Consider the following 22885-nt stretch of genomic DNA (forward strand, 5'->3'; position numbering starts at 1 on the left):
GGGCTCTGACCAATGTGTGGCATTCTAGGTGTGGTCGCCAAAACGCCGGTTAATCAAATGTTGTACGATGGCCTTCTGGTGCTTCAGCACCGCGGCCAAGATGCAGCCGGTATCGTAACCGCCGAGCAGCATGTGCTGCATATGCATAAAGGGCAGGGTCTGGTGCGCGATGTATTTCGCACCCGCAATATGCGCTCTTTGCAAGGCAATGCGGGGATTGGCCATGTACGCTATCCGACCGCTGGTTCTGCCTCTAGCCTGGCAGAGGCGCAGCCGTTTTACGTCAATAGCCCGTTCGGGATTGTGTTGGCCCACAACGGCAATCTGACCAACGACAAGCAGCTGAAAGAAGAGATGTATCGCACCGACCTGCGCCACATCAACACCAATTCAGATTCCGAAGCGCTCTGTAATGTATTCGCCCACGAAATTTCACGTCGCGTGAGTGGCCCGCAAGTGGATGCTGCGACCATCTTCGAGGCAATTAAAGCCGTACACGGCCGCGTGAAAGGCGCTTATGCCGTGGTGGCCATCATTGCCGGCTTTGGTATGGTGGCCTTCCGTGATCCGCATGGCATCCGCCCGCTGACACTGGGCGTGCATGAAACGCCGGAAGGGCGCGAATATATGGTCGCCAGCGAATCGGTGGCCTTGGATGTCTTGGGCTTTAAATTTGAGCGCGATATTGCCCCCGGCGAGGCGATTTATGTGACTTTTGATGGCGAGTTTTATAGCCAGCAATGCCACAGCAGCCCGCAACTGATTCCATGTATTTTCGAGCATGTGTACTTTGCCCGACCCGATACCATCATCGATGGCATCTCTGTGCACGAAGCACGCCTGAAAATGGGCGAGCAGCTGGCCGAGAAAGTACGCCAGCAAGTGCCGGCGCTGGATATCGATGTGGTAATCCCGATTCCGGATACCAGCCGTGATGCCGCACTGCAATTGGCCGATGCGCTGGGCCTGCCGTATCGCGAAGGTTTTATGAAGAACCGCTATATCGGCCGTACCTTCATCATGCCGGGGCAGGCAAGCCGTAAAAAATCGGTACGCCAGAAATTGAACCCGATTGCAGTCGAATTCCGTGGCAAAAACGTGCTGCTGGTGGATGACTCGATCGTGCGCGGTACCACCTCGAAAGAAATTGTGCAGATGGTGCGCGATTCGGGGGCGAAAAAGGTGTACCTGGCTTCAGCTGCGCCACCGGTGAAATTCCCTCACGTGTATGGCATTGATATGCCAACCCGCAATGAGCTGATTGCCACTGGCCGTGATGAAGTACAAATTGCCGCCGAAATCGGCGCTGATGGCGTGATTTATCAAGACCTCAGCGCGCTGATTCAAGCCTGTAGTGATGCCAGCGGTGGCAAAATTAGCGTGTTTGAAACTTCCTGCTTTGATGGCCGCTATATCACCGGCGACATCACCGATGCTTATCTGGATGAACTGGAAGCCAAGCGCCTGTCGCCGCTCTCGACCAAAGCCGATAACACTGGCTCGGTAGTCGACCTCAATATTGGTGTTGGTGAGCAAAATTTGATTTAATGGCCTGAGAACGCCATGCAACGGGAGCTTTGGCTCCCGTTTTTCTTGGCGCCGCAGTTGAATAAAAAGACAAAGGAATACTGATGTTTGACCTGGATGATCTGCACCCCGAAACCCTGGCCGTGCGCGCGGGCACACTGCGTACCGAGTTTGGCGAACACTCAGATGCCATGCATCTGACTTCAAGTTTTGTGGTGGGCTCGGCTGAAGAAGCCGCGCTCAAATTCACCGGGCAAATGCCAGGCTACATCTATTCACGCTTTACCAATCCGACCGTGAGCGCCTTTGAGCAACGCTTGGCGGCGCTGGAAGGGGGCGAGCGCGCAGTGGCGACCGCGTCCGGTATGAGCGCGATTTTGGCGCTGTGCATGGGGCTTTTGAAGGCGGGCGATCATATCGTGTCGTCCAATAGTCTATTTGGCGCGACGATTCAGCTGTTTAATGCCTACCTGGGTAAATTTGGGGTTACGGTGAGCTATGTGTCACCCACCGAGCCCGCAGCGTGGGCAGCTGCCGTTACGCCGAACACCAAGCTGTTTTTCCTCGAAACGCCGTCCAATCCGCTGACTGAAATTGCCGATTTAGCCGCGATTAGTGCGATTGCCCATCAGCATGGTGCTTTACTGGTGGTGGACAATTGTTTCTGCTCGCCGGCCTTGCAGCAGCCTTTGAAATTGGGGGCGGATATCGTTGTGCATTCGGCCACCAAATACATCGACGGGCAAGGGCGTGTGCTGGGTGGCGCGGTAGTGGGCAGTCATGCGGTGCTGGAGCCGATTTATCTATTCCTGCGCACTGCCGGCCCGACTTTGTCGCCATTTAATGCCTGGGTGCTACTCAAAGGACTAGAAACCTTGGGTATTCGCATGAAAGCGCATTGCGAAAACGCACTCAAATTGGCTACGTGGCTAGAGGCGCAGCCGCAAGTGAGCAAGGTCTACTATCCGGGGCTGACCAGCCATCCGCAATACGAGCTAGCGCAGCGCCAGCAAACCGGCGGCGGCGGGGTAGTATCTTTTGATCTGGTGGGGGGCAAAGCGGCCGCTTGGGCCTTGATTGATTGTGTGCAACTGATGAGCCGCACCGCCAATCTGGGCGACACGCGCACCACCATCACGCATCCGGCGACCACCTCGCATGGCCGCCTGACACCGGAAGCCCGCGCTGCTGCGGGTATTGGCGATGGCTTGGTGCGTATTTCGGTGGGCTTGGAACACGTGGATGATCTGATTCGCGATTTGCAGCAGGGCTTCTAATCGGCGGCCAGATGCTAGGCAGTCCATGTAAAAAAACGGCACCTTGGGTGCCGTTTTTCTTGCGGCCTTGCAATATACCCTTGGTGGGTATTGTTCCCAATTAAAGGAAGTAATTGAGTACGCCATCCATGCCCACGGTATTGATCACGTACGGGGCTTCAGCCTGAACTTTGGGCTTGGCATGCAGCGCCACGCCAAAGCCAGCGGCGTGCAGCATCGGCAAGTCATTGGCCCCATCGCCCATGGCCACCACCTGTTCGGGGCGCAGACCCAGCGCTTCGCGGTGGGCAATCAGCTCGGTTTTCTTGCGCTCGGCATTGATAATATCGCCCACCACGCGGCCAGTGAGCTTGCCGTTTTCGACTTCCAGCACATTGGCAATGGTGGTCGTTAGGCCCAGCCGAGCCTGTAGTTTTTCAGTAAAGAAAGTAAAGCCGCCCGAGATCAGCAAGGTTTTGGCGCCGGCCGCCTGAAAGCCTTTCAGCATGGCCTCGGCACCTGGCATCAGGCGCAAGCGCTCGCTGTACACGCGCTCCAAGGCGCTTTCTTCTAGCCCGGCTAATAGGGCCACCCGACGGGTGAGGCTGGCATTGAAATCCAGCTCGCCGCGCATCGCAGCGGCGGTAATAGCGGCAACTTCTGGCTTGATGCCGACCATGTCGGCAATTTCATCAATGCACTCGATGGTGATCAGGGTGGAATCCATATCCATCACCACCAGACCAATGTCAGTGACGCGGATGTCTTCGGGAATAAACGCAAAATCCAGCGCATTGGATTGGCAAAAATCAGCCACCGCTTCTTCATTGGCGATGTCGGCGCCCTGCAGGCGAAAGGCTTGCTGATGGATGGCCTCGATGCTGTGCGCGCCAGCAAGGCGGGCCAATTGCTTGAGATGCTGGGTTTCAATGTGCGGAGCCTGAATAACAAGACGGTGCATGCGGATCTTCTCGTGGATTAAAAAGGCGCCTCAGGCGGATTGGCCGGTTTGAGGCTTTGAAAAATCATGGCAAAAATCGCGGCCACCAGCACCCCGAGCAGGGTTTCGAGTAGGCGATTTTCTGCGGCCTGCTTTGCGAGTTGCCCATGCAGGCCAAAAAAGGCCAGCAAGATATAAATCAGCAGGGTACTGACGGCGGCGATGTACATCAGCCCATTGGCAAAGGCGATCGGCAGTAGGGCGGCCACCAGCGAAATGAGCGCCAGCAGCAGCCACAAATTATGTAACGGGAAAATCAGCCACCAGGCTAGCAATGAAGCTAGCAACACCCCCACGATCCGCAGCCAGATATTAGTCATGGTTTGGGCGTGTTCGGGTTTGAAGACCATCAAGGTGGTAATCGCCGCGATGCTGGGCACCGATAGGCCCGCTTGATGGGCAATAAAAAAGCTAAAGGTGCAGGCAAAGGCCAGCAAAATGCCAAAAGTTAGCCCAGCCCGTTCGCCTTTGCGCAGTGAATGATACTCACGCCGCCAATTCGGTGGCTTTACTAGATTGAGCGGGTTATTCATCCGCGGCGCAAACGCCATACTCAGCGCCATGGTTAGCACCGCGCCCAGCACATACATCGGTAAAAAATCCGCAGTGATAAAGGAGCCCGGATACCCCACCAGATATGCGCTGGCCATCGAGCGCAGGGTGATATCTAGCGTAAAACCCGCTGCCATATTGGCGCCAATGAGGCTAATGAGTACCACAATTCCGCTGAGCCACCAGCCCCAGTGCTCATTGAGGCTCATACTGAGTGTGGCAGCGGCAAGAATGGCCAGATTGCCCAGTAGCATGCTTTCCAGCCGCACTCGGCGGCGATGGCCAATATCGCTAATCAGCGTATAAAAAACGGCAAAGCCCAGCATGCCGGCTTGCATCGGCTGTCCCAGCCACAATAAAACCCCGAGTGGCAAAGCAAAGGCCATTGCCCCTAGCAGCATGCGCGAGGGGTGAAAGGCTTTGAGCTGGGGTTTAAGCGGGGCCAGCAGCTGGGCAAGCATTAGGCGAGGCTCAAGCGCCGTGGCACTTTTTGAATTTTTTACCCGAGCCGCAATGGCAAGGGTCGTTGCGGCCCACTTTCGGCTCTTCGCGGACCACTTGCTCGACCTTGCCGAATTTATTTTCCAGCACGTAGTACATCACGTCTTCGATGTGCCATGGCAGCTCGGAAATCCGCTCTTCGCGCTCTTTGATGCTTAGCAGGCTCTGGCCTTCTTCAAGGTCTTCTTCATCGGTCAGGGCCAGTGCCAGAATTTTATCTACGGCGCTATCGAGCTCTTCGCTCTGGCTTAAAAGCTTATCCCACGCCTCGGCGCGCGCTTCAATCCCGGCATAAAAACCGGACGCCCAGTAGGCCCCCATGGTTTTTTGCCAGCGCTCGTCTTGTTCTTCATCCGACAAAATCACCGGCACATACAGTGGATTTTCGCCCGGATTATCGCGCCGGCTGATGGAAAATGCAGCTTTGATGCTGGCCATATGCTGGCGAATCAGGCTAAAGATCTCGTCCGCTTCGGCGTGCGAGTCAAATTCGGGTGGCGTACCGGCAAAAACGGCGGGCAGCCATTCGTCTTCGGCGACTTCGTCCGGGCCGATGGCGAGGGCCACCAGAAAGCCATCGAGCATTTCCACGTCCATGGTTTCGCCCGGCGTACGGGGCGACATCAGAAAGCCATCGAGTGCTTCGAGCTGATCGTTAGTGAGTAAGGTGTTGCTCATGATTGAATTTCCATTGATGAAGATCGGCGATCAGCCATTCGTTAAATTCCCGACTGCCGGGGCGAAAGCCATAGCGATAAAAAAAGCCATAGGCGGTATGAGTGCTGTGCACTTGCAATTGCGCCAGCTGCGCGCAATGACCATGCAGGGCGATTTCTTGCAACAGCGCGGCGCCAATGCCCTGATCTTGCCAGGCGGGGGCAACCAGGAGCACATTGATTTCGCCATCGTTATTCAGTTGCGCCACTCCCTGCAGCACACCCGCCTGCGTCGCGACGAGGCTCACCAATTGGGCAGCCGGCGGATGGGTGAGCAGATACAAAATCTCCTCTTGCCAGTGGGCCATGTCTTCGGCGCTTAAATCCTGTAAATCCAGCTCATCGCAGGCGAGCAAGCTATCGCGCACGATCTCGGCGAGTGGGGCTAAATCGCTGCTTTGCAGCGGGCGTATCAGCGTATGCATTGGCAAATTATACCGGTTTCGGCGCAGTGCCGGCAGCAACGCTGCTTGAGCGGCGAATTGTTGTATTTGATTTCGATATGCTTACGCATTGATGAACGAGCGTGCAGACAATGGCATGATGAAAAGCTGATGACGAATAAGGCGGGTAAGAGCGTGTTTAAAATCAGGCTGTTGGCGTTAGGGGGCTTAGGGCTGGTTGGGGTGCAATCGGCTAGCGCGGTGACGGCGCAGGAATACGCCGCCTTGCAGCACTATGCCCAACAGCTTAACCCGGCCGCCGCCAGCATGGCGACGCTGGTGCCTGGCGAGCGGCCATTACGCCGTGGCATGCAGGGCGAAGACGTGAAATTGGCCAAGCAGCGGCTGACCGAGTTGGGTTTTCCGCTGCCGCTGGATGAGCAATTTGGCCCCGAGCTGGATGCCACTTTGCGTGAGTTTCAGCTGGGCCTGAGCATGAAAGAAGATGGGGTGCTGGATAAACAAACCCGCTTTAATCTCAATCTCACCGATGCCAAGCGGGCCGCCTTGCTGCAATGGCAATTACCGCAAATGTATACCCTGCTACAGCATGCGCCCGAACGCTATGTAGTGATTAATATTCCAGCCTATACCCTCACGGCCTATCAGGGCGGGCAGCAAGTTTTAAGCTCGCGGATTGTCATTGGCAAAACCGATCGCGAAACGCCGCTGCTGGCCACCCAGATTGCCGCGATTAAATACAACCCCAACTGGAGTGTGCCGCCGGTGGTGATCAAACATGATCTGCAGCAGGGCGGCAAACTGAATCTGGCCAAAATCCAGAAGCATAAATTGCGCATGCTCGATGCGGACGGCAATGCCGTCGATCCGGCCACCGTGTCGGCCGAAGGCGGCTTGGGGCGCTATCGCTTTGTGCAAGACCCGGGCGCGAATAATGCCTTGGGCCGTCTCAAATTCGAGCTAACCGCCAGCAATGGCATTTACCTGCACGATACACCCAGCAAGGGGCTATTCGGCCGGGAAAACCGCGCAGCTTCGTCGGGCTGCGTGCGAGTACAGCAATGGCAGCAGCTGGCGGCTTGGGTGCTGGGGGTGAATGCCGGCACCATAGGCCAGCGGGTGGCGAGCAAAAAAACCTACACCGAAGCGGTGGCCGCGCCGGTGAAAGTGTATTTTGTGTATTGGCCCGCCCAGCTGGAGGGCGAGAAAGTGCGCTGGTATGCCGATATTTATCAGCAATACCAAACCAGCCGTGGGATTAATGCCGCGCTCAAACTGCCCGACAATCCGGCGCCCAGCGCGATTGGCCAGGTCGCCACCGCACCCAAACCTTAGCCAGGGGCTAAGCGCTCGCGTAGCGCCTCGACAATAAAATCAATAAATACCCGGTATTTGCGTGGAACCGAAGCACGAAAAGGGTAGACGAGATATACCGGGGTTGGGTTTGCATGCCACTCAGGCAGTAAGGGCTCCAGTAGCCCTAGCTCGCAATAGGTTTGCCCCACAAACTGTGGCAACAACGCAATGCCATAGCCACAGATCGCGCTGACTGCCAGTGTGGGGTTGGTGTCGCTACATAAAATCGGCTGCAGTGGGGCGGTCAGCTCTTGCTCGCCATTGAGCAAGCGCCATGCGCGCGAATGCTGGTAATCATCGTTAATTAGCGTGGTGTGCTGCAATAACTGATCCGGATGCGTCAGCGGTGGCGCGCTGGCCAGATAGCGGGGCGAGGCATACAGCTTATCGTGGGCATAGCCTAGCGTTTTGGCCACCAGTCGTTCATCACCCACCCGGCCGACCCGAATACAAAAATCCACCCCGTCCGCCCCCGGCGAAATCAGCCGGTTATTGGAATCCACCCGAATCCGCAAGCCCGGGTGCAAACGCGCCAGCTCGGCCATCAAAGGGCCAACTGCATACTGCGATAGTGATGGCGTGGTGCTGATCCATAAATCGCCATCCAGGCCTTGCTGGGTGTCTTCAATATCCAGCCGGACCTGACCGAGCAGTTCGCGCAAGGCCACCGCATGAGGTAAGAGTTTTTGCCCGCTCTCGGTCAGCGTCATGCGCCGGGTACTACGCAGCACCAGCACGGTGGCGAGCTCTTGCTCTAATTCACGGATTAATTGGCTGATATGACTTTTGGCACACCCACGTTCGGCTGCGGCGGCGGTAAAGCTGCCAAGACGGGCCAGTGCTTCAAAGGCAAGTAAGGAATCGGGTGGCAGGATTGTTTTCATGAGAGAACGGAGTGTTTGTTTTTAAACGCTTATCGGCGGATTAGCGCCCGTCTATGATGAGTGCATCGAGACATTAACGCAATATCAAAAACAAAAGGAGCTGATCATGCTACGGTTTCTTACTGAGCTTGTTCGTCGCTTACGAGAAGGCGCGCGTACCCCCGCTTACGATGCTTTTTCGCACTCACCTTTCTATTTAAATAGCCACTGGCAACAGCCACAACGCCGGCGGCCGCTGTGCTGCGAGGAAGAAACCCTGGAGCGTTTGCGCGATCGTTGGCGGATTATGTAATCGAGACCGTACGTAAAGGCAGTCGCCGCTGAAGTCAGCGTCAGTGATTGAACGTGCCAGCGGTAGTCCCCCAAAAACAATGCCCCGTTAATCCGGGGCATTGTTTTATGCTGGGCAGCGCTTATTGCTGCTGTTTATGTAGCGCCGTGGTGGGGTATGTGCCCACCGCCTTTTGCAAATCACGAATAGCGGCACTGAGCTGATCTTGAAAATGCGCTTCCACCAGCAGGGTACTCGAGACATCTTCCATCCCATCGTGAATGATGCTCATCAGGGCGTTTTCTTGGCTATCGGTGAGCTGCAGCCCCACCAGTGCGACCTCCACCCGCATGATGATGTTATTCAGAATCAGCGAAGCCGACGCCCGGCCTGTGCGTTGTAGCTCATCAATATTGGCCAGCGTTTCGGTCAGCTGCTGGATGGTTTGCTCAATGACCGAGCCGCGTGACTCGGATTCGGCGGAGGTGTTAAGCGAATCCAGCCGTACTTCGGCGGCCTCCACCAGCATGGCAAGGTGATCGCGTAGCCGCCCGCAACGCTCGGGGTCGTCTTGCGGTAAATTGGTAATCAGGGTGCGGGTATGCGGGTAGGTGATGGCGAGGCGATTGCGGTATTGGGTGATCCGGTCCATGCCCGCCATATGCTGCAAGATGGAGGATTCAAGCTCTGAAGCCGGCCCATGCTGATTCACAATCAAAGAGTCACCATTGGGCAGCAGCAACTGCACCACGCTATTGACCTCAAACATCGCTTGGGCGTTAACCAGCTCGCTGGCCAGGGCCAGCGGTGTTTGGCATAAATTAAAGCGCTTGATTGCTTCAATCACCATGCCGGTTTCGCTCATGCTGGTCATGGCCACCATGGCGGTATTGGTGGCGTATTGACTTTGGGATTTGAGCTGCTGGCGCTCTTGCACCCGGCGCAAAGTCTGGATCACCTTGGCTTCCAGTACCTTGGGATTGATCGGCTTGAGCAGGTAGTCTTCACCACCAATTTCAAATCCTTGTAGCCGATCATCGATACTATCGAGCGCTGATAAAAAAATCACCGGAATATCGCAGGTATCAAAATCGTCTTTAAGCTCCCGGCATAGCGTATAGCCATCCATACCGGGCATTTGCACATCGGCAATAATGAGCTGCGGATGCTGTTGCCGCGCTTTATCGAGCGCTTCCTGCCCGGATTCGGCGGTAATCAGCTGGCAGCTTTCGCTCAGGGCATCATGCAGAAAATCCAGCATGAAGAGGTCATCATCAACGATCAGTACACTTGGTTGCTCTGCTTGCGACATGGTGTGATCCTATTTTTCGTTAATGCGCTTAATGGTGCGCTTCCCAGTTTTGCTTCCAGACCAAAAAGTCGGCAGCCGCCATCGGCTCGGCCACCAGATAGCCTTGCACCTCATGGCAACCTGCTGAGACCACTAAATCCCAATCTTCTTGGGTTTCCACCCCTTCGGCGACAAGATTGAGGTTGAATTTACTGCCCAAGGTGACGCTGTGTTCCAGAATGGTGCGGGCAGATTGATCTTGGCTGGCGCCGCGCACAAAGGCCCGATCAATCTTCAATTCAGTAAAGGGGGTTTGCATCAAATGTTCCATGGTGGAAAACCCTGTCCCGAAATCATCAATCGATAGCCCAAACCCTTTGATCCGCAGCCGGGTCAGGATATCGAGGCTCAATACATAATCATGCGAGAGCTGAGTTTCGGTGATTTCCAGCGTGATGGATTCCGGGGCGATGTCATTGTCGTCCAACACTTGGCAAAAGAGCTCAGGCAGCTCCAAGCGGTGTAGATTGTCCATTGACACATTGACCGATAATTTGATCTGCATGCCGGCGGCTTGCCATTGCCGCAGCTGGCTCACGGCCAGACGCAAGACTTGAAAGGTCAGTTCATCCACCAAGCCATGTTGCTCCAGCGCGGGCACAAAGGTATAGGGTCCCAGCAGGCCACGCTGCGGATGGCGCCAGCGGGCCAAACATTCCGCCCCCACGACGGTATGCGTGCGAGTACTGACTTTAGGTTGATAAAACAACTCAATCGCGCCATGCGCCAGCCCCCATTCCAGCTCGCTGCGCTCAAGCTGCATGGTTTGCGAGCCGGCTGCATGCTGCAGCCGTGGCTGTATTTGCGCTGATTCACTGAGCAAGCGCGCCAGATCCTCTTTGCGGATCGGTTTACTCAGCGCACCATGAATATTCAGGCGGAACGAATGAGCGAGCTTCTCGGTGGCTTTGAGGACGTTGTCATCCAGCCCCGACAAAATCGCCACCTGGCCGGTAAAGGCCTGTTGGCCCAGTTGGCGCAAAAATGCAATGCCATCCATATCCGGCATTTGCAAATCACATAAAATCCAGTCTGGTGTTTCCATCTGCTCCAGCTGAGCTAGGGCGGCATGGGCATCTAGGCAGCGGGTAATGTGCACCAGGCCAAGGTCTTGCAGATGCTGGGCGAGTAAATCCAGCATAAATACATCGTCATCCAGCAGCATGACCCGCAATTCGGGATCAACATTATGGATGGCCAGCTGCGGCTCCGCTTCGCAGCTGGCTGCAAGCAGCCCTTGCGTTTGCAGATGGGCACAGGTTTGCGTAAACAGGCGCTGTAATTCAGCGATTTTTTCGCGCACTACCTCCAGCGGTAGCGTGGTTTGGTGGGTATCCAGGTCGGCCAAACGTTCGCCCAAGGCCATAGCGCCCACGGTGCGGGCTACAGATTTCAGCCGATGACATTCGGCGCTGATTTTATGCAGATTGCCGGCGGCCAGCTCTGGTGCCAGGTTCGCCAAGCCCTCGCGCAGCGTATCAGCAAATTTCTGCAGATATTTGTGCTGCCGCTGCGGGTCAGCTCCAAACATGGCGTTTAAAACGGTCGGATCAAACAATGGATGTCGATCTGTGGGGCTAGGGGTATAGCTTGGCAGGTCAGTCACAGTATTGCTTTGCAGCCAATACATCAGGGTCTGGTAGAGTTTGTCTGGCTGGACCGGTTTGCCAAGAAAGTCATTCATCCCCGCTTCCCGACACAGCTGGCGATCTTCGGTTGAGACATTCGCCGTCATTGCGATGATGGGCAAATCTTTAAAGCGCGGATTCTGGCGTAGGATTTTGCACGCGGTGTAACCATCCATTTCGGGCATCTGGATGTCGAGCAAAATCGCATCAAATAGCTCGGCCTCGGCGAGGCGTATGGCTTCGCGACCATCGTTGGCAATCACCACCTGAATGCCCACCTGGCTAAGTAGATCGGCCCCCACTTGCTGGTTAAACGGATGATCATCCGCCAAGAGTATGCGCTTGCCAGCCAGCTTGGGCAAGGTTTGCTGTGCAGAACCATGCTTGGCGCTGGTGGGGAGTTGCTCGGCACTGATGGGCAGGCGAATAGCAAAACTAAATTCGCTGCCCAGATGCAGCTGGCTGCGCAGCTTGAGCTCCCCCCCCATCAGCCCCACTAGCTGGCGACTAATCGCCAGCCCAAGCCCGGTGCCCCCATATTTACGGGTGGTCGAGCTATCGGCCTGATCAAAGGGCTCAAACAGGCGTTGTTGAGCATGCTGCGGGATACCGATACCGGTATCGCAGACTTTGAACTCCAACCGTTCTGGCTCGGCCGGATCGCTAGCGAGACAAAGGCTAACCCGGCCATGCTCGGTAAATTTAATGGCATTGCTTAAAAGATTGAGCAACACCTGTTTCAGGCGCAGCGCATCACCTTCCACCGTGCGTAGTTCAAGCTGATCGTGAAAAAGATCAAAACCTAGGTGTTTTTCGCTGGCGCGCGGCTCCATAATGTCGCGAATTTCCGCCAGCATATCGGCTAGGTTAAACGGGCAATGTTCGATTTCCAGCTTGCCAGCCTCGATCTTGGAAAAGTCGAGAATGTCATTAATCAGCCCGAGCAAATGCTGGCCTGAGGCGGTGATTTTTTGCAGATAATCACGTTGTTTCGGATTAAGTTCGGTTTGCAGCGCCAGATGCGCCATGCCCAACACGCTATTGAGCGGGGTGCGGATTTCATGGCTCATATTGGCGACGAAAGCGCTTTTCGCCCGATTGGCACTTTCGGCCAGGTGGCGGGCGGCATCTAGCTCACGCGTACGTTCAATCACCCGCTCTTCGAGTTTGACATTGAGCTCAACCATATTGTGTTCGTGCTCAATGCGTTCAGTGATATCCCGCACCATGGCGGTGTAGATCGGGTTGCCGTAATTATCCGAATACGAAATCGACACTTCGACCGGAAATTCTTCGCCATTGGCGCGGCGGCCGTGCACTTGGCGCACGTTGTAGCTGCGCATTTTGCGGGTGTGGTCCCCTTCGCGGGCAAATTGGTGCATGTATTCGCGGTGGGTGAGGGTATGCCGCACCGGAATCAAAGCCTCGATCGGGCAGCCTAAGATCTGGCTCGCTGGAAAGCCAAACATCTGCTCGGCCGCGCGGTTAAACAAAATAATATTGAATTCGGTATCGGTGGTCACGATGGCATCCATGGCGCCATCAATCATGCCCGCCAGCTGCGCCCGATTGGCCAGTAATTGCTCTTCGGTAGCTTTACGCTGTGTGATGTCGGTACTGGTGCCGATCATGCGTAGTGGCTGGCCTTGCTCATCACGCTGCACAATCGTGCCGCGCCCCAAAATCCACACATACTGGCCCGCTTTGCCACGCAGGCGATATTCACTAGCGTAGGCCTGGCTGCGGCCTTGCAGGTAATCGTTCAGTTGTTCCAGCGCCTGCCGACGATCATCCGGATGCAGGCGCTGCTCCCACTCACTAAAGGTATTGGCCAGCTCATTAATATGCAGGCCCAAGAGATTGGCCCAGGTTTCGGTGAAGGTCATTTGCTGATTGCGCAAATCCCAATCCCAAACGCCATGCCCGGAGCCTTCGATCGCGGCTTTCCAGAGCTGGTCACGTTGAAACAAAGCCTCGTTCGCCCGGCGAAATTCACGCTTGCTCTGCATTGCTGTCAGCAGCTGACTGTAGGTCAGCAGCAGCGGTTCCAGTGTGGCTAATACCTGCAGGCCGCCGGCGGGCAGGTCGCCCAAAATCACCAGGCCATTAACCCGATTGCCATAATGAATGGGAATGAGCCAGCTCGCACCCAAGGCTGGCAGCCCCAGTTGCTCTCCGGTCTTGCCCAAGAGGGCGGGGATGTGCGGCAAGAACTGAGCCATCCCCTGTTGCACCACCTCGGCTGCACTTGGGCAGAGCGCGCAGTCAAACTCCCAGCCTGAGCTGATATTTTGTTCAAACAGTGCCACAGTGGCGGCATCCCACAGCTGGTGGCGGATGGCGTTTATTTTGAGTTGTCGTTGTTCGCCTTGCCCCAAGACTTCGGCGATCAGGGTAAAGCCGCTCTGGCTTAAGCGCTGAAGCTCAAGCAGGATAAGGTTAAAGGCTTGTCGCTCATTCTGACTACTAATAAAGTCGCCCTGAATATCAACAATCGCGTTGAGCTGCAGATTGCGCAGATCAAGTTCTTCACGGGCATGGCGTTCTTCGGTGATGTCGCGCTGCACGCTCACCCAGACCGGCCCGTAGTGCATATGTTCGAAGCTGCTGCTACTTAAGCGGCTCCAGAATTGGCTGCCGTCTTTGCGGCGATTCAGTAGCTCACCTTCCCAATGCCCCTGTTCTTGTAACAGTTGCAGCAGGCGCTGACTGTTATGTGGGCTGGCGGATTGATCACTCGCGATGAGCTCGGTCACCGAAACCCCCAGCATTTCTTCCGCAGCAAAACCAAACATCGCTTCAGCGGTGGGGTTGGCATACACCACGCGGCCATCACGGGCAGAAATAAGATGCACGGCTTGCTGCAGGTTTTCGACAATCTCTGCATGCAGGGCCAGCTCGTTTTTAAGCTCCAGCGGGTTGCTTAAATCCTGTACTGTCACCGGGACATATTTAGCCGTGCTCACGTTGGCCGGAATCGGGAAGGCCAGAATCGCCTTGAATGGTTTGCCGGTGGCGGTGATTAAATTGACTTCCGAGCGAAAGCGCTCTTCCTTGCGCCAGAAGGCCCGGATTTCCTCGCGCGCCACATCCAGTGCGCCCTCACCAAACAGCTGGCTAAATCCTTGCAAGAGCGCTTCTTTGCTGGTTTCAAACAAGATGAGCGTGGCCGGATTGACATCGGTGACCTTCATGCCGCTCAGTAAGCTGTAAAGCGCTTCGGGTTTGTCGCGCAGATAGGCGTCGATATCGCTAATGCCGCTTAAGCGCAATTCGTCCAGCATGGCCACCAGCTCGGACATATCCTCATGCCAGATCGACAAATGTGCGGCATCAAACAGCGAGCGGTAGCGTAATTCCCGCTCCACCAGCTCGTTTTGCTGTGCCAGCTGCGCGCCCAGATCGGTGAAGGTCAGTACGATTTCATCTTGCCAATCGTCTTCGAGTGGCGCGCAATGCAGCGCCACGCTCTTGTATTGACCATTTTTAGCGCAAACATGCGCCACAAAACGGCTAAAGGCACTTTGGCCTTGTTGTGCCTGCTGGATGCGCTGATTCCATTCCTGCTCAACGTGGGTACGGTAGTGTGGATCAGGAAATGCTTGCTGCCACCACTGAGTGAGATCGATTAAATCCACACTGCTATAACCAAACAGCTCGATAAAAGCCGGGTTGAGATAATTAATACCGCGTAAACCACTGCAGATCATGGTGGGTACGGCGCTGCTTTCCAGTAGGGCGCCCAACCTTTGTTCGCTACGGGCTAATTCATGCAGGGTGTTTTTTAGTTTGCTGATGTCGCGCCAAGTGACTGACAGGATGGGCGTGGTTTCTTGTTCTGGTGTGGCAAAGTGCGCATGCAATAAAACATTGATTACCCGCTGCTGTTTGCTGCGTAAATCCAGCGCAACATCCTGTAATTCCTGCTTGCTTAAGAGCAAGGGCTGCCAGCTTTCGGTAAATAGGGCGGCAGATTCGGGGGTATAGAGCTGCAGCCAATTCTGGCCAATGATTTCGTGCTTATAGTACCCCAGGGTATTGAGTAGAGTCTGATTGCAGTCGAGGATGATTTGCTGCTGCCAGTCGATGGTCAGTAATAAATCCGGCGATTGGTCGTACAGCGCTTGCAGATGATGCTGATGACTCAGTAAATGCTGCTCGCGCTCTTTGCGCGCAGCAATATCGAGCACCAGCGCCTCAATACCAATTAATTGGCCGGCTTCGTCGTAAATCCCATAACCCTGATCTTGCACCCATACCGTCGCCCCATCGCTGCGGACCAAGCGGTATTCCAGTTGATAGCCTTGCTGTGCTTGCAGCCGGTCCTGACTTTGTTGCGCAAAAGTGGGGCGATCTTCCGGGTGAATCAGGCTTAACCAACCGCCGGGGAGTTCTTGGCATAGCGTGCTTGCGGGGTAGCCTGTCAGGCGAAGCGCAGCTTCAGCCGCAAAATCGACAGTGCGCACCGAATCTAGGCGACAGCGATACACCATGCCGCTAACTTGCCCCAATAGTCGCAACAAAGCCGCGCTGCATAACGGTGCCGCGCTGACAGTGTTGAGCATTGGATCGCTGGAGGCTGACATGACTCTCGTCAGGAGTTAGTAATACAGCTTAAAGATAGGCGATGCTCGCTGACGATGCCAAATTGCTTGCGTGTGGCCCAGTTGCCAGATGTCGGAATCAGACAGCTAAAAACATGATCTATGTCAACTTTTGGCGGCGATGCCCAAGAGGGCGGTCTAGCATGCAAACGTGCAGCCGCCTGACTGCGCTGAATGCTGCTTTGGGGAGATACTCATGTCACCGTCTCGAACACTGCGTGTGCGCACGCAACTAGGCCTTGGATTTGGCGTGGTTTTGCTGCTGATGGTTGTGATCGGCGCGATTGCCTTTAGCCGGCTGGATTTGCTGGATAACAGCATTAATAAAATGGTCAATGATCGCTATCCAAAAACGGTACAGGCCAACGCCATTATTAATAATGTGAACCTCGTTGCCCGTTCGACGCGCAATCTGATGCTGATGTCTGACCCGGCCGAGCTGAAAAAGCAGCTGGAACAAATTGCCGAGGCGCGCAAAGCCATTAGCGAAAATATCGACCAACTCGAGCAAACCGTCAAAAGTGATCAAGGCCGACTGTTGATGAAAGAGCTCGGTCTTGCGCGTGGTGAATATGTGCAGGAGCTGGAAAAGTTTATGCGGCTGTATCAGGCGCAACAGATCGACGAGGCAAAGGCCTTGCTGATTGGTCCAATGCGGGCTACCCAGCTGCATTACATCAAGAAAGTTGAGGCCATGATCGACTTTCAGTCGGAGATGATGAAAAAAGAAGGTAGTAGCGCTGAAGCATTGGCCGAAAGTGCCAAAAATCAGATTCTGTATTTGTCCCTAGCCGCCATCGTGCTTGGCCTCGTGATTACCTTGCAGATCGTTAAGCGCTTGATGGCGCAGTTGGGCGGCGAGCCTAGTGATGCTGCGGCCATCGCCCTAGCTGTGGCGGAAGGTAAGATTGATAACCCGATTCAATTGCAACCCGGCGATCAGCGCAGCGTGATGTTTGCAATGCAGCAAATGCAGCAAACGATACAGGCCTTTATTGCCGAGCAAGCACGTATGGCTAGCGAGCATGACAAAGGGTGGATTAAGGAGCAAATGAATGCGGAAGCCTTCAAAGGCCGTTTCGGGCAAATGGCGACCGAGATCAACCAGCTGGTGAATTCGCACATTAGTGTGAAAATGCAAATTGTTGAAATCGTCTCCGCCTATTCACGCGGTGATTTCAGCCAAGATATGGCCCGCCTGCCCGGCGACAAAGCCAAGATCACGGCGGCGCTGGATCAAGTGAAAAGCGCATTGCTGAGCATCAGCAGCGATATCAAAAAACTGGCAGCAGCCGGTGCGCAAGGCGATTTCAGCCAGCGGGCGAATGCCGAGCAATATCAGTTTATGTTCCGCGAGATGATCACCGATCTGAACTTACTGATTGAGACCTGCGAGGTTGGGTTTAACGATGTGCTGCGCGTATCCAGCGCACTGGCGGCGGGGGATCTGAGCCAGACGATTACCAAAGACTATCCGGGTATGTTTGGGGCGACCAAAGCTGGCGTGAATCAAACTGTCGCCTCGCTGAATGCGATTGTGCAAGAAATCGAGCAAATGGTCGAAGCTGCCGCCGAGCGGGGCGACTTTAGCCGGCGGCTTAGTCTTGAGCAAAAACAGGGCTATACCCGTCGCTTGAGTGAATTACTGAATCAGCTCTCTACCGTGACCGAAACCGGGTTGCGCGATGTAATGCGGGTGGCCAATGCCTTGGCGGGCGGCGATCTCACCCAGACCATTAGTAAAGATTATCCGGGGCTGTTTGGCGAAACCAAGCAGGGGGTAAATACCACGGTCGAAAATCTGCAGCAGCTGGTGAGTGAGATTCAGGATGCCGGCATGGCCATTAATGCGGCGGCCAGTGAAATTGCCCAAGGTAATAGTGACTTGTCACGCCGTACCGAAGGTCAGGCCGCCAGCCTGGAAGAAACCGCCTCCAGCATGGAAGAAATTACCGGCACGGTGAAACAGAATGCCGATAATGCGCAAGTTGCCAGCAAGCTCGCGCGCTCGTCGTCCGAAGTTGCCACTAAAGGCGCGCAAGTAGTCGGGCGAGTGGTGGAAACCATGAGCTCGATTAACGAATCGTCGCGTAAAATTGTCGACATCATTAGCGTAATTGATGGCATTGCATTCCAGACCAATATCTTGGCGCTGAATGCCGCGGTAGAGGCTGCTCGCGCTGGTGAGCAAGGCCGTGGCTTTGCCGTGGTGGCGGCCGAGGTGCGCAATCTGGCGCAGCGCTCAGCTTCGGCAGCCAAAGAGATCAAGCATCTGATCAATGATTCGGTCAGCAAAGTGGATGATGGTGCCAAATTGGTGGCCGAAGCTGGCAGCACCATGAGTGAAATTGAGTCGAGTATTCAGCGGGTTACCGACATCATGAGCGAGATCTCGGCCGCGTCTGTTGAGCAAAGTGCCGGGATCGCCCAAATCAATCAGGCCGTGATTCAAATGGACGAAACCACTCAGCAAAATGCGGCGCTGGTGGAAGAAGCTTCGGCGGCCGCCGAAGCCTTGCAAGAGCAGGCGCAAACCATGGCGCAGGCGATTGGCTCGTTTAAACTGAATCGCACTTCGCATATGCTGCTCAGCCGCAAACCGGTGGAGCCGGTACATAAACCGGTTCCGACCGCAACGAGCGCTAAGGCTAGCAAACCGGTGAAACTGGCCAGCAAAAAGCCGGCCGCAATCAGCGTGCCGCAAGCCAGCGAGGATGCAGATTGGGCTGAGTTTTAAGCAAAGTACGACATCAGCGTGACTTGATCTGGCGCTAGGCAAGTGTGGGTCAGATTAGTTAAGCTCATGTTCGGGGTGCAAAAAAGCCGCCTTGGTGCGGCTTTTCTATTTTAGGTATTGGGTATTGCTCTGTGATTATTTGTTTGTATTGATTTCAAGCTCATACATGAAGGGGGTATATTGATGGATCAAGCTTATTCTGTGCTGATGGTTTGCACTGGCAATATTTGTCGCAGCCCCACTGCCGATGGCGTGCTCCGGCAACTGGTGGCAGCGCAAGGGCTGCAAGATGTGGTCGAGGTCGATTCGGCCGGCACGTATGATTATCACGTGGGTGAGGCGCCGGACCGCCGAGCGCAGCAGCATGCGCGCAAGCGTGGCTATGATCTGTCTGATTTGCGGGCGCGGCAGGTAGCCGCCTGCGATTTTAGTCGTTTTGATCTGATCTTGGCGATGGATAAAGGCCATTTTGCGGCTTTACGGCAGCGTTGCCCGGCTGAGTTTCATAGCAAGATCCAGCTCTTTCTGGACTATGCCGCAGCGTTTCAGGAAGACGAGGTGCCCGATCCCTACTATGGCGGGGCCGAAGGCTTTGAACACGTGCTGGATTTAGTGGAGGACGGTTGCCGCGGGGTCTTGGTGCATGTGCAGCAACAATTGGCCGCCCGTTCGCCAAGCTAATCGCGGCAAACCCCTACTTGTAAGGGGGCGGCGAAGGCTTTAAAATTCGATCTTCCTTCGGGGGAGTAATCGTCGGCCGATGCAATGAGCCGAGCCTGAATCAACAAACTTGAAGCCCTGCGGCTTTATGGTTCAGGCAGTGACCCAGTGTCACCTGATGAGACCCGAGGTTATGCGCATGCTCAGAGGGTGGGCCGTGCGCCTAGCCTCGTGTCTTGCGCCTGCCCTGGAGATGATGATGTTTGATGCTTTGTTAATTTCGACTGGAGTCGTAGCGATTGCAGAAATGGGTGACAAAACCCAGCTGCTGTCCTTGATTCTGGCGGCCAAATTCCGACGCCCGCTACCGATTGTTGCGGGCATTTTTGTTGCTACCGTGCTGAATCACTTTGCAGCGGGTTGGATCGGGCAGCAGGTGGCCGGGCTCATTTCGGCGGATGTGCTACGCTGGGTCGTCGGGATCGGCTTTTTGGCGATTGCTGCCTGGGCGCTTATCCCGGACGAAATGGATGAAGAGGAGGCGACGGTGAAACCGTATGGCGCCTTCTTGGCAACCTGTGTGGCCTTCTTTTTGGCCGAAATGGGTGATAAAACGCAAATTGCCACCGTTGCGCTGGCCGTAAAATATCAGCCGCTGTGGCAGGTGGTGTTTGGCACCACCATTGGCATGATGCTGGCCAATGTGCCAGCCGTGTATCTGGGCGATTGGATTGCCAAGCGCATGCATGTGCTGCGTATGGTGCGCTTTGTGGCCGCCGCGATTTTTGCGCTGATTGGTGTGTTGGCACTGGTCGGCTTCGGGCAGTAAAGCCCGGTTTGCAGTGAGATGCCGATACGAGCCGGCAGGTGTGGTTACACCTGCCGGCTCGTATTTGTATTTAAAGCAACGTGCGTATGCACGATAACATCAACTTAGTTTGGGGAAGAGTCATGCTGGATGCTTTTTTTAAGCTCAAAGAGCATGGGACGAGTGTTAAAACCGAGGTGATTGCCGGGTTTACGACATTCCTGACCATGGCCTACATCGTATTTGTTAATCCGGCGATCTTGTCGATTACCGGGATGGACTTTAATGCGGTGTTTGTCGCCACGTGTTTGGCGGCAGCGCTGGGTACGGCGATTATGGGTCTGGTGGCCAATTATCCTATCGCTCTGGCGCCAGGCATGGGTCTGAATGCCTATTTCACTTTTACCGTGGTAAAAGGCATGGGCATGAGCTGGCAAACCGCGCTGGGTGCCGTGTTTGTGTCTGGCCTGATTTTCCTCGTGGTGAGTTTGTTTAAAGTGCGGGAAGCCCTGGTTAATGCCATTCCGCATTCGCTCAAGCTGGCGATTTCGGCCGGTGTGGGTATGTTTCTCGCCATTATCGCGCTGAAAAACGCCGGTGTGGTGGTGGATCATCCGGCCACTTTGGTTACGCTGGGCAACCTAGCTGATCCCAAAGTGTTGCTGGCGATCTTAGGTTTCTTCCTGATTGTGGCGCTGGAATATCGCCGTGTACCAGGCTCGATCATCATTGGTGTACTGGCGGTTACCGTGCTGGCCATTGCCATGGGCCTGCAAGAATTCAAAGGCGTGTTCGCCCCAATTCCATCGCTGGCCCCTACCTTTATGCAGATGGACTTCAGTGCCTTGATGACGCCGGCTGGCATCTTTAATGGCGCGCTGCTGGGGGTGATTTTTGTCTTCTTCTTCGTTGATCTGTTTGACACTACCGGTACACTGGTTGGTGTATCGCACCGCGCCGGCTTGCTGGATAAAGATGGCAAATTGCCGCGCCTGAAAAAAGCGCTGCTGGCTGATTCAGTAGCCATCACTGCGGGTGCCGCTTTGGGTACTTCTTCAACCACGGCCTATATCGAATCTGCCGCAGGTACGGCGGTAGGTGGCCGCACTGGTCTGACTGCTGTTGTCGTGGCTGTACTGTTTATGCTGGCGCTGTTCCTGTCGCCACTGGCTGCGTCAGTACCAGCATATGCGACTGCGCCTGCGTTGTGCTACGTAGCCGTGCTGATGAGTCGTGGCCTGGCTGAAATCAACTGGGATGATCTGACTGAATCTGCGCCGGCTGTCATGACTGCACTGGCGATGCCGTTCACGTTCTCGATTGCCGATGGTATCGCGTTCGGCTTTATTAGCTATGTGGCCATCAAAGCATTGGCCGGCCGCTTTAAAGATTTGAGCCTGGCGGTAGTGATTATTGCTGCATTGTGGGTGGTGAAGTTCGCCCTGTTCCACTAAAACGGAGTCTAAGCCATGACTAAACCCGTGTCTGAGCTGCCATACGCCGACTACATCCGTGAGCGGATTCGTACGGTGCCGAACTGGCCGCAAGAAGGGGTGATGTTTCGCGACATTACGCCCTTGCTGCAAGATCCGAAAACCTTTCGCCTGCTGGTTGATATCTTTGTGCATCGCTACATGGATCAGCAGCTGGATGTGGTCGCCGGGGTTGATGCGCGCGGGTTTATCTTGGGGGCGGTGGTGGCTTATGAGCTGAATCTGGGCTTTGTGCCCGTTCGCAAGAAGGGTAAGTTGCCATTTGACACAATTGCCGAGGAATACGAGCTGGAGTATGGTTCTGCCACCGTAGAACTACACGCTGACGCTTGTAAAGCCGGTGATCGCGTGTTGTTGATTGATGATCTGGTCGCCACTGGCGGCACCATGATTGCGGCGGCCAATTTGCTGCGGCGGATTGGTGCCAATGTGGTTGAGGCCGCGGCCATTGTTGACCTGCCCGAGCTGGGCGGATCGCAATTGGTGCGCCAGCAAGGGATCGAGTTGTTTACTGTGTGTGATTTTGCCGGGCATTAAGCCTGGGTAGAGGAAAGAATTGTGACGATGGAATTGCCAGAGGCACGTACGATTTTAGATAACGCCGATTGTCTGCATCCAGAGGGCGAAGTAGTGGCTGCCCTGGATCGCATGGGGCAAGAGATGTGTGCCGCTTTGGCGCACACCAATCCGGTGGTGTATACCGTATTGAACGGTGGTTTGATTGTGGCTGGGCATTTGCTGCCACGATTGAAGTTTCCGCTGGAAATGGCGTATCTGCATGCCACCCGTTATCGTCACGAAACTTCCGGTGGCGAGCTGGACTGGAAAGTGAAGCCGCGCGAAGACATGCGTGGCCGCACGGTGGTCATCGTTGACGATATTCTGGATGAAGGTCACACACTGGCTGCCATCGTTGACTACTGCAAGCAGCAGGGCGCGAGTGCCGTGCACGTGGCTGTGCTGATCGATAAAAAACACAATCGCAAAGCCGAAGGCATCAAGGCTGATTTTGTGGGCCTAGAGGTGGAAGATCGCTTCCTCTTCGGTTGCGGGATGGATTACCAGGGTTACTGGCGCAATACGCTGGCCATCTACGCCGTGAAAGGCTTGTAAGCCAGCTGCCATGCCGGTTCCCCG

At 55.1% G+C, this 22885-nt stretch carries 17 protein-coding genes; 10 read left to right on the plus strand and 7 right to left on the minus strand.

Features of this window, described 5'->3' with window-relative positions; all coding sequences use genetic code 11:
- The first annotated feature begins 12 nt into the window (after nt 1-12).
- Together purF and L991_RS02480 are read left to right on the plus strand one after the other, a co-directional pair.
- Nucleotides 13-1548, plus strand: coding sequence for an amidophosphoribosyltransferase (purF, locus tag L991_RS02475; protein ID WP_028449387.1), 1536 nt, complete (start codon nt 13-15; stop codon nt 1546-1548).
- Between the two features lie 83 nt (nt 1549-1631).
- Nucleotides 1632-2804 (plus strand): O-succinylhomoserine sulfhydrylase, encoded by a 1173-nt coding sequence (locus L991_RS02480; RefSeq protein WP_047391855.1) that lies wholly within the window; start codon nt 1632-1634, stop codon nt 2802-2804.
- 100 nt (nt 2805-2904) lie between these two features.
- Here L991_RS02480 and serB read toward each other — a convergent pair whose 3' ends face one another.
- Genes serB through L991_RS02500 form a run of 4 tightly spaced genes read right to left on the minus strand, consistent with a single transcriptional unit; the run spans nt 2905 to nt 5977 of the window.
- Entirely contained in the window at nt 2905-3744 is an 840-nt protein-coding gene (serB, locus tag L991_RS02485; protein WP_047391858.1) for a phosphoserine phosphatase SerB, read from the minus strand.
- Nucleotides 3745-3761: 17 nt separating this feature from the next.
- Complete coding sequence (locus L991_RS02490) at nt 3762-4796, minus strand: FUSC family protein (RefSeq protein ID WP_028449384.1); 1035 nt, start codon at nt 4794-4796, stop codon at nt 3762-3764.
- 10 nt (nt 4797-4806) lie between these two features.
- Entirely contained in the window at nt 4807-5514 is a 708-nt protein-coding gene (locus L991_RS02495; protein WP_047391861.1) for a UPF0149 family protein, read from the minus strand.
- Nucleotides 5492-5977, minus strand: coding sequence for a GNAT family N-acetyltransferase (locus L991_RS02500; RefSeq protein ID WP_047391864.1), 486 nt, complete (start codon nt 5975-5977; stop codon nt 5492-5494). The genes L991_RS02495 and L991_RS02500 overlap by 23 nt, the downstream gene beginning before the upstream one ends.
- A gap of 129 nt (nt 5978-6106) precedes the next feature.
- Here L991_RS02500 and L991_RS02505 point away from each other — a divergent pair, with 129 nt between their 5' ends.
- The gene (locus L991_RS02505) at nt 6107-7291 is read left to right on the plus strand and encodes a L,D-transpeptidase family protein (protein WP_197053771.1); all 1185 of its coding nucleotides are present in this window, start codon (nt 6107-6109) and stop codon (nt 7289-7291) included.
- On the opposite strand, the gene L991_RS02510 is transcribed toward L991_RS02505, so the two are convergent.
- Complete coding sequence (locus tag L991_RS02510) at nt 7288-8196, minus strand: LysR family transcriptional regulator (protein ID WP_028449381.1); 909 nt, start codon at nt 8194-8196, stop codon at nt 7288-7290. The two genes, L991_RS02505 and L991_RS02510, sit on opposite strands and share 4 nt — an antisense overlap.
- Nucleotides 8197-8302: 106 nt before the next feature.
- On the opposite strand from L991_RS02510, the gene L991_RS17170 reads away from it, so the two are divergent.
- A complete protein-coding gene (locus tag L991_RS17170; protein ID WP_028449380.1) occupies nt 8303-8488 on the plus strand; it encodes a hypothetical protein in 186 nt (61 codons plus the stop codon).
- Nucleotides 8489-8609: 121 nt separating this feature from the next.
- Here the strand turns inward: L991_RS17170 and L991_RS02515 are convergent, their stop codons facing one another.
- Together L991_RS02515 and L991_RS16265 are read right to left on the minus strand one after the other, a co-directional pair.
- Nucleotides 8610-9779 carry a two-component system response regulator gene (locus tag L991_RS02515; RefSeq protein ID WP_047391869.1) on the minus strand — a complete coding sequence of 390 codons (1170 nt, stop codon included), beginning with the start codon at nt 9777-9779 and terminating at the stop codon, nt 8610-8612.
- Between the two features lie 28 nt (nt 9780-9807).
- The gene (locus L991_RS16265) at nt 9808-15969 is read right to left on the minus strand and encodes a PAS domain S-box protein (protein ID WP_197053772.1); all 6162 of its coding nucleotides are present in this window, start codon (nt 15967-15969) and stop codon (nt 9808-9810) included.
- A 277-nt stretch (nt 15970-16246) separates the two neighbouring features.
- Between L991_RS16265 and L991_RS17985 the strand changes: the two genes are divergently transcribed.
- The 6 genes from L991_RS17985 to L991_RS02550 all read left to right on the plus strand — a co-directional run bounded on the left by L991_RS17985 (nt 16247) and on the right by L991_RS02550 (nt 22861).
- On the plus strand, nt 16247-18787 hold the full coding sequence (locus tag L991_RS17985; protein ID WP_081986443.1) for a methyl-accepting chemotaxis protein: 2541 nt from the start codon (nt 16247-16249) through the stop codon (nt 18785-18787).
- 183 nt (nt 18788-18970) lie between these two features.
- A complete protein-coding gene (locus tag L991_RS02530) occupies nt 18971-19468 on the plus strand; it encodes a low molecular weight protein-tyrosine-phosphatase (protein WP_047391870.1) in 498 nt (165 codons plus the stop codon).
- A gap of 238 nt (nt 19469-19706) precedes the next feature.
- On the plus strand, nt 19707-20276 hold the full coding sequence (locus tag L991_RS02535) for a TMEM165/GDT1 family protein (RefSeq protein WP_034619136.1): 570 nt from the start codon (nt 19707-19709) through the stop codon (nt 20274-20276).
- Between the two features lie 86 nt (nt 20277-20362).
- The gene (locus tag L991_RS02540) at nt 20363-21709 is read left to right on the plus strand and encodes an NCS2 family permease (RefSeq protein ID WP_197053773.1); all 1347 of its coding nucleotides are present in this window, start codon (nt 20363-20365) and stop codon (nt 21707-21709) included.
- A gap of 15 nt (nt 21710-21724) precedes the next feature.
- Nucleotides 21725-22285 carry an adenine phosphoribosyltransferase gene (locus L991_RS02545; RefSeq protein ID WP_034619134.1) on the plus strand — a complete coding sequence of 187 codons (561 nt, stop codon included), beginning with the start codon at nt 21725-21727 and terminating at the stop codon, nt 22283-22285.
- Nucleotides 22286-22312: 27 nt separating this feature from the next.
- Nucleotides 22313-22861, plus strand: a complete 549-nt coding sequence (locus L991_RS02550; RefSeq protein WP_197053778.1) for a hypoxanthine-guanine phosphoribosyltransferase — start codon at nt 22313-22315, stop codon at nt 22859-22861.
- Nucleotides 22862-22885: the final 24 nt, after the last annotated feature.

Origin of the sequence: Chitinibacter sp. ZOR0017, assembly GCF_000799095.1 — a bacterium.
GTDB lineage: Bacteria > Pseudomonadota > Gammaproteobacteria > Burkholderiales > Chitinibacteraceae > Chitinibacter > Chitinibacter tainanensis.